The 13158-nt window shown below is 59.9% G+C and carries 14 protein-coding genes; 2 read left to right on the forward strand and 12 right to left on the reverse strand.

Going from position 1 to position 13158, the window contains the following annotated elements; translation table 11 throughout:
* Positions 1-58 precede the first annotated feature (58 nt).
* Positions 59-694, forward strand: a complete 636-nt coding sequence (locus ACQZ5N_RS18635; RefSeq protein ID WP_448733744.1) for a TetR/AcrR family transcriptional regulator — start codon at positions 59-61, stop codon at positions 692-694.
* A 67-nt stretch (positions 695-761) separates the two neighbouring features.
* On the opposite strand, the gene ACQZ5N_RS18640 is transcribed toward ACQZ5N_RS18635, so the two are convergent.
* From ACQZ5N_RS18640 to ACQZ5N_RS18690, 11 genes are all read right to left on the reverse strand, one after another.
* Positions 762-1472, reverse strand: coding sequence for an ABC transporter ATP-binding protein (locus tag ACQZ5N_RS18640; protein ID WP_425644143.1), 711 nt, complete (start codon positions 1470-1472; stop codon positions 762-764).
* On the reverse strand, positions 1466-2212 hold the full coding sequence (locus ACQZ5N_RS18645) for an ABC transporter ATP-binding protein (RefSeq protein WP_425644142.1): 747 nt from the start codon (positions 2210-2212) through the stop codon (positions 1466-1468). Before ACQZ5N_RS18645 ends, ACQZ5N_RS18640 begins: the two co-directional genes overlap by 7 nt.
* Positions 2209-3213 (reverse strand): branched-chain amino acid ABC transporter permease, encoded by a 1005-nt coding sequence (locus ACQZ5N_RS18650; protein ID WP_448733745.1) that lies wholly within the window; start codon positions 3211-3213, stop codon positions 2209-2211. Before ACQZ5N_RS18650 ends, ACQZ5N_RS18645 begins: the two co-directional genes overlap by 4 nt.
* A gap of 3 nt (positions 3214-3216) precedes the next feature.
* Positions 3217-4074, reverse strand: a complete 858-nt coding sequence (locus ACQZ5N_RS18655) for a branched-chain amino acid ABC transporter permease (protein ID WP_425644139.1) — start codon at positions 4072-4074, stop codon at positions 3217-3219.
* A gap of 31 nt (positions 4075-4105) precedes the next feature.
* Positions 4106-5323: an ABC transporter substrate-binding protein gene (locus tag ACQZ5N_RS18660; RefSeq protein ID WP_425644137.1), complete on the reverse strand. Its 1218-nt coding sequence runs from the start codon at positions 5321-5323 to the stop codon at positions 4106-4108.
* 276 nt (positions 5324-5599) lie between these two features.
* A complete protein-coding gene (locus ACQZ5N_RS18665) occupies positions 5600-6913 on the reverse strand; it encodes a methyl-accepting chemotaxis protein (protein WP_425644136.1) in 1314 nt (437 codons plus the stop codon).
* Between the two features lie 7 nt (positions 6914-6920).
* A complete protein-coding gene (locus ACQZ5N_RS18670; protein ID WP_448733746.1) occupies positions 6921-7232 on the reverse strand; it encodes a hypothetical protein in 312 nt (103 codons plus the stop codon).
* A 73-nt stretch (positions 7233-7305) separates the two neighbouring features.
* Positions 7306-7797, reverse strand: a complete 492-nt coding sequence (locus tag ACQZ5N_RS18675; protein WP_425644133.1) for a hypothetical protein — start codon at positions 7795-7797, stop codon at positions 7306-7308.
* A gap of 74 nt (positions 7798-7871) precedes the next feature.
* Positions 7872-8897, reverse strand: a complete 1026-nt coding sequence (locus ACQZ5N_RS18680; RefSeq protein ID WP_425644131.1) for a SphA family protein — start codon at positions 8895-8897, stop codon at positions 7872-7874.
* 24 nt (positions 8898-8921) lie between these two features.
* Complete coding sequence (locus ACQZ5N_RS18685) at positions 8922-10136, reverse strand: MFS transporter (protein WP_425644130.1); 1215 nt, start codon at positions 10134-10136, stop codon at positions 8922-8924.
* A gap of 152 nt (positions 10137-10288) precedes the next feature.
* Complete coding sequence (locus ACQZ5N_RS18690) at positions 10289-11764, reverse strand: aldehyde dehydrogenase family protein (RefSeq protein WP_448733747.1); 1476 nt, start codon at positions 11762-11764, stop codon at positions 10289-10291.
* Between the two features lie 207 nt (positions 11765-11971).
* Between ACQZ5N_RS18690 and ACQZ5N_RS18695 the strand changes: the two genes are divergently transcribed.
* Positions 11972-12352 (forward strand): TetR/AcrR family transcriptional regulator C-terminal domain-containing protein, encoded by a 381-nt coding sequence (locus ACQZ5N_RS18695; protein ID WP_425644127.1) that lies wholly within the window; start codon positions 11972-11974, stop codon positions 12350-12352.
* 11 nt (positions 12353-12363) lie between these two features.
* Here ACQZ5N_RS18695 and ACQZ5N_RS18700 read toward each other — a convergent pair whose 3' ends face one another.
* Positions 12364-13116 carry an IclR family transcriptional regulator gene (locus ACQZ5N_RS18700; protein ID WP_425644125.1) on the reverse strand — a complete coding sequence of 251 codons (753 nt, stop codon included), beginning with the start codon at positions 13114-13116 and terminating at the stop codon, positions 12364-12366.
* Positions 13117-13158 lie beyond the last annotated feature (42 nt).

The following is a 13158-nucleotide window of genomic DNA, read 5'->3' on the forward strand; positions in this document are numbered from 1 at the left end:
ATACCGTTCAGTTTTAAATGCAGCCTGGCCGTCAGGCCCAGCGTACGGGAATGCTGCAATGCGAAGAAAGACTGAAGACCAGCGGCTAAAGTTTGTGGAATCCGCGGGGAAGCTCTTTATTGAAAAAGGGTTTGGTGCAGTGACGATGGAGGCCGTTGCGGCCGAAGCAGGTGCGTCCAAGGCGACGCTTTATAGCTATTTTCCCGCAAAAGAGGCTTTGTTCGAAGCCTTCGTCATACATGTTGGAAAGGGAGGTATCGAACAAATCGAGGCGGCCAAACTTCAGGAGGATGCATTTGATACACTTCAGCAAGTGGGAGTGGCGTATCTTGCATTGGTCACGCGACCGTATGTGATTGAGGTTAATCGCCTCATCATGGGAGAAGCAGGACGACATCCACATCTGAGCCGCATCTTTTATGAGAATGGCGCCCGAAGAACCTTGGATGCTATCGAGCACACAATTGGAGCTTTGTTAGATTCCGGCAAACTCGTAAAATCTGACGTTCGCGAGACAAGCCTTTATTTCAAAGCTCTTTGCGACGCAGGTATAGTTGAACGTCAGCTATGGGGACTTGACGTCACGCCTGACGAACGAATTCGTCAGGCTGCCGTCAACAGGGCGACCTCCGTTTTTCTATCAGCTTTTGGGACTGGCAGCCACGGGCCGGAGCATGATGTAGAGATTACCTAAGTACAGTCGTATTCACGTCCGAGAAGTCACGATATTTGGATTTAAATAGGTTGTAATATATTGGATCTTAGTGCGCTACCGCAAGCATATCCTCGATCTCATCCCATCGTTCGAATAATTGGTCTCGAGATCCGCGAGCTCTTACACGACCGCGTTCCACCACGATCCCCTGCTCGGCAATCTCGAGGGCCATTCTTGCATGCTGCTCAACGATGATCATCGCCATGGCGCTTTCTCGGCGAAGGCGGATCAGAACGTCGAGAAGGATATCGACAATGACGGGGGCCAATCCCTCGAATGGCTCGTCAAGTAAGAGGCACGCGGGATCGCTCATTAGCGCTCGCGCAATCGCTAGCATCTGCTGTTCGCCGCCAGACAACTGCCCACCGCCATTCTGCCTCCGCTCGGCAAGCCGCGGGAAGAGATCGTAGACCCGCTCCAGCGTCCAGTTGCCACCGAGATCGGCGACGCGAAGGTTCTCCTCGACGCTCAGTGTCGCGAAGATCTGCCGCTCCTGCGGAACGAAGCCAATTCCGCTCCGGCAGCGTAGGCTTGGCGAAAACGCACCTATTTCGGTTCCTTTCAGGCGAATGCTGCCTTTCTTTAGCGACAGACGGCCAGCGAGGGTACAGATCAGCGTGGTCTTTCCCGCGCCGTTGCGCCCGAGAAGCGCAAGCCCTCCGCCAATTGGTAGAGAAAGGCTAACCCCGTCCACGATCCGGGTTGGACCGTAGCCGCTGACGATGTCGCGGGCATCGAGTATGACGTCGGTCACCATGATCTGTTCCCTAGATAGGCTGCGCGCACATTGGCGTCGTGGAGGATTTCCTCAGGCGTTCCCCGGGCGATGACGGTGCCCTCGGCTAGAACCGTGATCTGGCGCGCGAAGCGGAACACCAGCGGCATGTCGTGCTCCACCAGCAGTACGGCTATGTCGTCGGGTAGTTCTTCCAGCGCGCCGAGGATTGTGTCGTGGTCGGCGGCGGGAAGCCCGGCAGCCGGTTCATCCAGCAGCAGCACCCTGGGCCGCAAGGCCATGGCCACGGCCAGCTCCACCAGCCGTTGCTGGCCATAGGCCAGATCGCGCACGGCAACGGGTGCTACATTGCCCAGCCGCATGCGCCGGGCAATATCCTCGGCTTCAGCGACCACCTTGCCCGGAAAACCGTGACAGACGGAAAGTGACAGGCCAAGCCTCTCCCTTTCCGAAACCGCCAGCGCGATGTTTTCCAGCGCTGTAAAACTCGCGAATAGATTCGTGACCTGGAAATTCCGCACAAGACCCATGCGGGCGCGGCGATGCTGCGGCAGCGATACGACATCTACGCCCCCCAGCAATATCCTGCCCTTGCGCGGCGTCAGCCGCCCGGTGATGAGATTGATAAGCGTCGTCTTTCCAGCGCCGTTTGGGCCAATCAGCGCATGACGCGCGCCCTTTTCGAGCGAGAGGGAAACGTCGTTGGTAACAACGAGACCGCCGAACTTCATCGTCAGGTTGGCGAGTTCGAGAGCGCTCATTGGCTGAGCCTTTCCTTAATACGGACGAGCAGACGGACAAGACCGCCCGGCGCGAACAGCACGAGACCGACGAGAATGATGCCGAGCCACAGCTGCCACATAACCGGATTGTCCCTAGACAGGAAATCCTGGGCGATGAGATAGACTGACGGGCCGATGATCGCGCCGTAAAGGCGACCGGAACCGCCGAGTGCTAGCATCACGAGAATGGTGGCGGAAAGCTCGAAGCCGATATCCTTGAGGCCTACGAACTGGTTGACCTCTGCCTGAAGCGCACCCGCCAGCCCGGCCAGGAAGGCGGAAACGGTTAAGATCAGCAATTGCCGGGGCAGAACTGCCATGCCTATGGCCGCAGCGCGGCCCGGATTGTCACGGATCGCCATGATGGATTGGCCAAGTGGTGAACGCACCAGCAGTCTAACGGCGGCGAAGACCAGAAGGAAAACCGCCGCGGAAAAATAATAGCCCGTCTCACCCATGAGATCGAATTCCAACAGGCCGAGAACCGGCCATGTTTCTATGCCGAGCAGGCCATCAACGCCGCCGGTGATCGATGTTGCCTTGTTGGCAATCTCGCTGAACAGGAAGACTGTGCAAAGGGTCAGCATGAGCAGGGTGAAGCGCGAGGTTCTGAGCACGATGGCGCCGACCGCCAAGCCGACCACGGCGGAGGCGATGCCACCGATGAGAAGCCCACTGAGTGGTTCGCCCCAGCCGCGCTGCGAAGCAATACCCGCCGCATAGGCGCCGACCCCGAAGAAGGCGGCATGGCCGAGCGTGACGATACCAGCATAGCCGACCAGAAGATCGAGCGAGAGAGCGAAGATGACGGCAACGAGGATCTGCGTGCCGAGCGCATAATAGTGTTCGCCCAGCAGCGGCACCACCGCCAGCGCCAGCAGGATAAGCCCCTCGCTGACCCTGATGCGATGCTTCTCACGCAGAGTATCTCGAAAGGCTGGCGTGGAAATGCGAGGTGAAGGGGAAACGGGCATGTTCATGCGTCATATCCTTCCGAAGAGACCGCTCGGCCGGACAAGCAGCAGGACGAAGACGGAGAGAAATAGGATGATGGTGCCGAGCGACGGCAGGTAGAAGGCCGACAGAGTCTGGATGGCGCCAACGAAAAGTGCCGCGATGAACGACCCCTTGAGGGTTCCGAGGCCGGCAATGGCCACCACGATCTGCACATAGACGAGAATATCGAAGGCATAGGAAGGGTTCAGCCCGAAGACATCGGCGCCCAGCATGCCCCCCAGCGCGGCGAGTGCCCCGCCAAAGGCAAAGGTAGCGGTAAAGACGAACCGGGTTCTGATGCCGATGGATTCCGCCATGCCCCGGTTTTCGACAGCCGCACGGATGATGGCGCCGATCCGGGTGCGTTCAAGGGCCAGCAGAATGAGAACGGCGGTCAGCGCACCGATGCCGATGACCACCAGTTTGTAGAGATAGAAGGAAAAGGGGCCGATGGAAACATTCTGGACCAGGCTTTCCGGCACGCCCACGGGGCGCATCAACGGCCCAAAGAACAACCGCGCCAACGCCCCGACGATGAAGATCAGGCCGATGCAGAACAGGACTTGATCGAGTTCGGAGCGCCCATAGAGCCGCGAATAAAGAAGTTTCTCGGCAAGGGCGGCGAGAATTCCCACCGCGATGGGCGCAGCGACGAGCATGACCGGCCATGGCACGCCCCCGGCAATGGCGATGGCGGCCATATAGCCGCCCGCCATGGCGAAGACGCCATGCGCGAGGTTGACGAACCCCATGAGACCCAACGTGACCGACAGCCCCACGGATATTAGATAGAGAACGCTCGCATAAGCCAGCGACTGAAATGCAATATCGACCAAAATGTTCATCGGCCCCTCCTTCCCGATAGTTGAGCCTCCGTCAGAGAGGATGTTCGGCCTTCCAGGGATCCTTCACATCCGGGATCGTTTCGATCTCGACGTTGGTGAGTTCTCCTGCGGCCTCCCGCACCTCACGGATGTAGATGTTCTGGACGATGTCGCGGGTTTCGGGATCGATCGAGATCGGCCCGCGCGGACTGTCGGCTTTGAAGGTCTTCATCGCCTCAATGGCGGCGGCGGCATCGGCCTGCCCCTTCGTTGCGGCAATGGCGGCGCAGATGAGGTGCATTCCGTCATAGGCGCCAGCCGCCATGTAGTTGGGCCGCACGGGCGAGAAGCCGTAGGTCGCCTTCCACGCCTCCACGAACGCTTTGTTGGCCGGGCGCTCGCCCGCCATGCTGTATTGACCGGCGGTGATGACGCCGAGTGCGGCAGTGCCGATATTCGGCAGTTCCTCATCGCTCGTCAGATCTCCGGGACCAATGAGCTGGATGCCCGCGCCGCGAAGGTCCGCTTCCTGGCAGGCACGCATAAAGGCCGAAGCCTGCACGCCGCCCGGATGGAAGGCAAAGACCACATCCGGCTTCTTTTCCTTGGCGGCCAGCAGGAAGGGCACGAAATTCGGGCTTTGAAGCGGCATTTTCACCGATGCGACGATCTCGCCACCCTTGGCCGTGAAGCCTCTGGTGAAGGATTCCTCCGCATCGTGGCCGGGCGCAAAATCGGTCGTCAGCAAATAGGCGCGCCGGAAGCCGCGCGTTCCCGCAGCCCATTCCCCGAGCGGCTGGTTGACCTGCCAATGGGTGAAGGCCGTGCGCGCATACCAAGGTGAAAGCTGGGTCGTGTTGGCGCCCGACGCATTGAACAGCACACAGGGCACCTTGGCCTTGTTGAGCAGTGGCGCGACTGCATTGGCGTTCGGCGTCCACTGGAAACCGCCGAGGTATTGCACGCCATCACGGGTGACGAGTTCCTGCACTAGCCGCTTGGCGACATCGGGATTGGCGCCCCCGTCATCGCGGATGACGAGTTCGACCGGAACATCGCCCAGAAGCGCTTTGCCCTCCGTTTCAAGGTAGAGTTTCGCCGCATTGGCCATGATCTGGCCGCTCGACGCGAAAGGACCGGACATGGTCAGCACCAGTCCGATCTTTATCGGCGAGCTGGCCGTGCGCCCTTTTCCGGCCCAACCGGCCAGCGGTGCGGCCGCGAAAAGTCCGAGCGCCTTGCGGCGTGTGAATTGCAATCCTGTCGTCATGATTTCCTCCCAAAAAACACGTCGTCGCGCATGACACGAGCTTCGCCGAACCTAAGGGCCCCAACGCGCTCAACACATACAGTTGCGCTCATCCTCCGATGCTACCATAGCGATGAGCCTCCCGCGGCGACACTCCCAATGCCCCCGGCTTTAATCGCAGAAGTACATCAGATTATTATCGAATTTTGAGAAAAATCAAGACTAATATTGATTTCAGATTTTAAAATGTGATAAAATGTTGAATATTATCATTTATTGATAATAATGTAATTTCTATCAAGGGCCGACTGAGGCAGACTGTAGTTCTCCGCAAGATACAGACGATGTCTGGAACCGGGAAAATGCATGATCCAGTTTCCGGCTGTCCAAGGCGAGTCTCTGGCCAGCTGAGGCCATACTTTCCCCTATGGAAGCGTTTTCCTGTGCGACATGACCGATATTGCCAATCGCGCCATTGATTTGGTCGAGCGCGCCTGACTGTTCATGTGCGGCGATGGTCATTGCGGCCATGTGATTGTTGACAACCTTGATGGTCTCGACGATGCCCGCGAGTTCGCTACCCGTAGCCTTGACAAGGTGCACGCCTTTGCCGACAGCCGTTTCCGACTTCCCGATCAGGTTCTTGATCTGCCTTGCCGACGAGGCACACCGTTGCGCCAGTTCGCGGACTTCCCCGGCTACCACGGCAAAGCCCTTGCCGGCCTCTCCTGCGCGGGCCGCCTCCACACCGGCGTTAAGCGCCAAAAGGTTGATCTGGAACGCAATCCCGTCGATGACGCCGATGATTTCATTCATTTGTTCGGCACCGTGTTCGATTCTCTGCATCGCGTCGATCGCGACGCCCATCCCCTCGGCTGCCCATATGGCCCCTTCGTTCGTCTCCCTTGTCAGATCTCGGATTTCGATGGTCCTTTGGGAGGTCGCCGCCACATTGACCGTAAGTTGTTCCAGTGCGGCTGCGGTTTCCTCAAGCGCGACGGCCTGCCGTTGACTGCGGCGGGCGAGTTTCTCAGCCGCCTCAGAAACCTCGTGCGCACCCGCCGTGACGCCGATCACCACCGAACCTGCTTCGGCGAAGGCTTGTCGCAACTTTCGGATCGACCGGTTGAAATCGTGCCTGAGCCCTTCGAATTGCGTGGCAAAAGGCTCATCGAGTTCGAATAACATATTGCCATCTGCGAGCCGGTTTAGCCCTGTCGCGAGCGCGGCGGTCGCAAGGTCGAGCCGTTCCCCTGTTTCACGCTCCGCCAAGGCCTGCATTTCCGCTCGCTCGAGTTCTGCACGATGCCGCGCCTCCTGAGCCGCCGTTTCCAGTTGCGCGCTCCGAAGGGCTGATTGCCTGAAGAATTCGACTGAGCGGGCCATGTCGCCGATCACATCGCCACGGTCCTGCATTTCGACCGGTGATGCCGCATCTCCGTTCGCAAAGCTGAACATGCGTTCGCGCAGTTCAGCGATAGCATGCGTGATCTGGTTATGCGCAACTGTGCTCAAGGCCAAAATTCCTAAAATGATGCACATCGTAAGAACGGCGTATCGAATGACGGTTTCCCGCGCCGCATCGATCCGCTCCCGGGTGAAGGTGTTCAATGCTGCTCTAAGCCTGACCGATCAGTTCAACATATGCCGCAAGCCGGGCATCAGTCGCCATGCGCCAGCGTTGCAGATCCTCCGGGGCGGAATTCTCCGCACGGTTGGCGAAAAGAGCATCGCGATATGTGTCGATCACCCGGCCTGGATCGGATGTCGCAAAAGCCCTGAAAGCGGAATGGATCGCGGACGGCAGGAAGTTCTCCGCTACCGGCTCGTAAACATGCCGGAGATCGCTGGCCAGACGCAGGAAATCCTCTTGTTTGCGATCCAGAGACTGGTTGGTGAACAAGTCCAGCCCCGCGCCGCGCTCGATCATGGCTGCATCGGCGAGCTGAAGCAGCGCATAGTAGCCGTCGGGCCCGCGCGATCGCCGTATCGTCCATGAGACTTCAGGACTGGCGAACAAGTGCCAGCGCCACCGCACCGAGAGGCTGGTAGAGCGCGACAGGACCCCCGGGATAGGCAATACCGCGATCTTCCTGCTGTCTGGCCTCGGCGATCCGCAACCTCCCTTCGCGCAATTGCAGTACAAGGGGTGCGATCCGAGCATGGTCTCCGCCCTTATCTCGATATTGTGCTTCCAGACCAAAGAGTCCGGAGAAGACGGTATCAGTCTGTGTCCGCGCCGCCGCCCGGCCGGCCAGGGGCATGAATGCCTCCTCGGCCAGAGCCGCGGAAAGATCAGCGACGGCAATGGCCAGTTGCTGGAGAACGGCCATGTCCCGCAATGCCGTATATTCATGGTAATGGCGCAGGCTCTGCTGTCCGCCCACCAAGCATAGGAACAGAACGGGAAGCACCATCAAAGCGTAGAAATATGTGCTGATCGAAAGGGAACGCAGCGGAAGGCGGCCGCGCCCTGGAAATGTCGTGCGTTTCAATTTTCCGCTCCCCGGTCTTTGATCAATTCGAAAGCCAGCTGAAGCCGGCCCCGAAGAACCGGCTGCGGCGCTTTTCACCAGATCTTGCGGATGAAGCTCAATTGCAGGTAATCCCCGTCGAAGGCGTTCCGCGTGTAGACGTCGGTCAGGTACTTGATCGAAAGCGTGCTGCGGTATTCTGGAAAATCGATCGCTAGAATCGGACCAAGCCGCAGCGATTCATGCCGCTGGCCTCCGGCGGCCGGCACGGCCGGAGAACCTTCATCGTCCTGAACCTGCCACTTCACATTGCCGGCAAGGCCGAACTGGAAACGGTTGTAGCGTTCCGTGACTGCGAAATCCGCCGAGAGATAATCGCCGTCGCGATAGCTGAAACCGCCGGTCGAATCGTCGCGCTCGAAGTTGTGGTTGTAAAACAGCCGCGCGGAGAACTCGGTCGCATCAAGAAGGATCGGCCGCGTCCGGTAGGTGAAGGCGACATTGGGCGAGAGAACCCAGTTGCTGAAGCCCGGATTGCCGACGGCGGCATTGTCGAAGGTGCCGATCGGCGCCGTGACGCCGAGACCGAAGCCGAGCGTCAGTCCCACCGGCATGGGCGGCACGAAATCCGGCGTCGGACGCGGCTGGCCAAGTGCCGCCGGAGGCGGCCCCTCATACCAGCTCTTCGACCAGAAGAAGACATCCGAATAGGCGTCGAAGAAACCGGTATGCTTGCTGCTGAGATCGACCGGCAGCGTATTGGTGATGGTCATGTCGTGCTTGCCATAGGCAAAGACCAGCGACGAGGCCATCCGCCCGCCGAGGACCTCACCGGGATAGACGTAGAGGCCACCCAGTTGGCCCTGAAACAGACGCTCTTGCGTATCCGGGAACATCGCATTTCCATCGCCGTCGTTCAGCCGGTTGCGCCAGTTGCCCCATAGTCCGCCGATCGCATAGAAACCCGATTCCGGCGGCAGTTCGGCCGCCCGGATGTCCGTGGTCGCGCCGGGTGTCGCGGTCTGGTAGAATTCCGCGGCATGCGTGCCGCCGGCCGTCAAAACGGCGCAACAGGACAGAACAAGGCCTGTGACACCGATGCTTGCATAACGCTTTTTCATTTCAAATCCCCCTTGCGATGACTGTCAGTGCATGGTGAGGACGGGTGCGCCCGTCGTGGCGGGTTCACGCAGGCCGCGTCCGAATCCCAAACCGGCGAGAAGAAGCAGTACGGCCACGACGGTAAAGCCAAAAAACACCCCCATGGCCGCGACCATGCTGCCCGCGAGGTTCGACGCCGCGCCGACGCAGAGCGGGCAAACGAACTGGCCGATGAAGAACATTGAGGTCCACACGCCGGAAGCTCGGCCCCGATAGCATTCCGGCAGCCGGTTCATGGTGAAGGCCAGCACCAAAGGCAGCGAAATACCGCAGCCGATATTGTTGACGAACATGCCGGCAATGCCGCCCGCCAGCGACGGCTGAGTGTAGAGCACGGCATAACCTGAGGCCTGCGCGACCATGGCAAAGGCCAGCAGGGCTCCGATGGACCGCCTGGACTGGAGGCGGAACAGCGTCGCGCCCACCACCACGCCGAGCGATCCAATGGCGCTTGCCAGTCCCAGCATGGCCGGATGGGAAAAACCCCGCTCGCTGAGCACGAGGGAAATATGGACCGGCATGACATAGAACAGCGCACCGCAGACAAGGGTCAGTGCCAGGCAACTGATGAAGCGAGCGGTGAACAGCCCGCCGGGGCGCTCCTGTTCCCGCTGGTCTTCGGCGACGGCGCGCGCCGGCTCGAACAGAAGAACGAGCACGAGCGGAATGAATAGCGCCGTCGCCCCATAGACGAGGAAGGGCGCGCGCCAGTCATAGCCGCCGAGAAAACCGGCAAGCCCAAAGCAGATGGTCGCCACCAGCGAAGCGGAGCCGAACTGCACCGAAAGCCAGTGGGTCCGCCGCTCGCCGGTGAAGTAATCGCAGATAAGCGCCGTGCTGGCGGTCATGACGCCGGCCTCGGCCACGCCGACGATGGCCCGCGTGAGGATGATGGCATAGAGATTGTCGAGCCAGAACGGCGCAAGGCCGGCAACCGCATAGATCGAAAGCGCCACGACAAGCACGCGCAGCCGCCCGATGCGATCAGCCATGAGACCGGCGACCGGCGCGAGCAGCGCGACGAACAAAGCCGGCGTGACCAGTGCCACCGGGGCGAGAAGCCCCGCATGCGGCACGGCGGAAAAATGATCGATCATATGCGGCAGGACCGGGGCGAACAGGGTGGAGCCTATCGGCGCCAGCCATGCGACCGCCACCAGCAGCAGCCCCTGGCGGGCACCCGCTGTCAAATGTTGCATCTTTTACCCTCCTCAAAGGCACGCGCAATCGCCCACGCGCGAAGCGTGCCGAACTCCTTGATGCTGTTTCAGAAATTATGCGTGTGACGGGGCTACACCCCACCCTTTCATGGAAAATCAGGCTCCGCTCTCCTCCAGCGGCGCCTGACCCATTATCGTTGCACCGAAATCAAATGATCGGTGGTGAACTCTTCGATGATCCATCGGCCATTGAAGCGGCCGAGACCGGAATTCTTCTCGCCCCCGAACATCACATGCGGATAGTCGTGGACGGTGATATCGTTGATGTGGGTCATGCCGGCCTCGATGCGCTGCGCAAACGCAAGTCCCCGCGCCTCATCGCGGGTGAAGACCGCGCTGGACAGGCCGAATTCCGTATCATTCGCGAAGGCTAGTGCCTCGGCTTCGTTGGCGGCGCGGATGAGCGGCGCGACCGGCCCGAAAATTTCGTTCCGAGCAAAGTCCGAAGTGTTGGTCACGTCCGAGAAAACATGCGGAGCCACCAGGCGGCCTTCGATCGGGCCGGATACGCATTCGCGGAAACCGCTTTCACGGGCGCGTGCAATGCTTGCTTTCACGCTGCGTACCTGGCTGTCGTTGCATAGCGGCCCGACCAGCGTATCGGGTTCGTTGGGATCGCCGTATTTCACCGCCTTCACGGCGGCGGTGTAGGCTTCAACGAAGTGGTCGTAGATCGAGGCGTCGACGATGATGCGGTTGGTACTCATGCAGATCTGGCCTTGATGCATGAAGCGACCAATAAGGGCCGCGCCCACCGCCTTCTCCAGATCGGCGTCATCGAGCACCACCAGCGGCGCATTGCCGCCGAGTTCGAGACCGATACGCTTCAGCAGGGACGATTCACCTGCGGTCTGGGCAATATGCCGCCCGACCGGCGTCGATCCGGTGAAGGTGAGTACCCGCGGCACCGGATGGCGCGAGAAGGCATCGCCGATCACGCCGGAAGAACCGACCACGACGTTGAGCACACCGGCTGGCAGCCCCGCTTCTTCGTAGATTTTCGCAAGCAGGAGGCCGCCGGTGACGGGCGTGTCGTTCGAAGGCTTCAGCACAACCGCGTTCCCGAGCGCCAGAGCCGGCGCGACGGACCGGTTGGAGAGATGCAGCGGAAAGTTCCACGGGCTGATGACACCGACGACACCGACCGGCTTCTTGTAGACGCGCGCTTCCTTACCCGGCCTGTCGACCGGAATGATATGACCCTGGGCGGCGGCAGGCATCGTGGCGGCTTCCAGCATGCCGGCGCGCACAGCACCCCATTCGACCCCCGCCTTGATCCGCGTGCTGCCGGATTCCCTCACGAGCCAGCCGATGATCTCTTCCTTGCGGGCATCAAGGATCGACACGGCCCGCAGGAACACCGCGGCACGCTCGGCCGGCAGCGTGAGCGCCCATGTCGTCTGCGCCTCCTTCGCCGCAGCGAAAGCAGCATCGAGATCGGCAAGGCTCGCCTGGGTGATTTCCGCCAGAACCGCATTGTCAAAGGGATTCCGGTCGAGGGTGAGCGCCCCCTCGGTGCCCGTCACCCATCGGCCGGCGATGAACTGGCCGTTGAACCCATCATAGGCCGGTGAAGAAAATACGAATGAATTGATGTTCTGCTGCAAAGCACACCTCCTCTCGACGGCATCTGCTCGGACGGGACCGCAACCGATGACGCTCTTCCATTCGCGATCGCAATGATCGGCACGAAAGAGCAAGCTCCTCATTGATAGTAATATTCTGCGAATCATTTGCAGAATGTCAATCGCAAATTACCATATTTTGATAAAATGAAAAATTTAGCAATTATATTAAAGTAGAAAGAGACAAACGTGACAAAAGACGGAACACCGTCGAAGGCATCGGCCTCCGAGGGATTGTCAATTGACTACATAGTGGGCAATCGCGCGAAACGCTTCGCTTCAGGCAATCTCCAGAGTGTCCCTGGAAACCGCTTCCCCGAACTCGGTCGGATATTCTATGATCACGGCCCGAAAAGCGTCATCGCTGGCGTGCTGGGCGAAGCGGCGGCAGCAGGCGAACTGGTCATCGACGATCCGGACGTCGCCGCGTGGCAGTTCAAGGCACTTTGCGAGGCGAGGCTCTTCGAGCAATATCTCTGGGCGACCCGCAGCAGCGTGACCGATGCGGAAATCAACGATAATGTGGAGCCAGCTTGCGCGATGTTTCTCGAAAGCTTCAAGGCCCGCTGAAAATGAACGGTTTAGGCCGGGTCGGGCGCGGTCACATCCCGCAACTTGCGCGACAACATGTCGGCAACCGGCGTCAAGGTCATGAGAAGTCGGCGCTCGATACTTTCACTGCTGTCGGCGGCGCGCACAATCAGGCTCATGCTGGCATTGATGGCGGTCTCGGGACACGAAACAGGAACCGCGATACCAACCAGCCCCTGATCGACTTCGCTGCGGGTGATGGCGTAGCCCTGACGCCGGATCGTCAGCAGTTCGGCGAGCATGTCGTCCTTCAGGGCGCGACCATGCCCGGCAGTCTTGAGGATCTTGCCGAGACGAACTTTCGGCAATTGCGCGAGAATGGTCTTGGAAGTGGCTCCACGCAGAAGCGGCATGGGCCGGCCGCGTTCATAACTCGTCTCGACGGCGCTTCCGGGCGTCCTGTGGTCCGCAACGCAGATGACCTGATCCCGGTAAAGCCGCGCCAGAACGGCGATGCAGGGAACCTGCACCGCATCCAAAACCTCGGCCAGCATTGGATCGCCGTCGCGGATCAGCGGGTCGGAAATACGCAGGCGCCGGTCGAACTCGATGATTGCCGCCCCCAGCCGATAATGTGCCTCGATCGACGGATCGAGAAATCCCTGCCCAACCAGTTCGCGAACGGTGCGATAGACAGTGCTGGCGGGCACCTGGGTGGCGCCCGCCATCTCCTGAATTGTCCAGTCAGGTTTGCGCTCGTCGAACAGCCTCAAAATTTCGACAAAGCGATCAAGTCCCGCCATGAATCTCCCTCGGATATGCCAACAAGAACGGATAATATTGTT

It is taken from the genome of Agrobacterium sp. 22-221-1 (assembly GCF_053522445.1).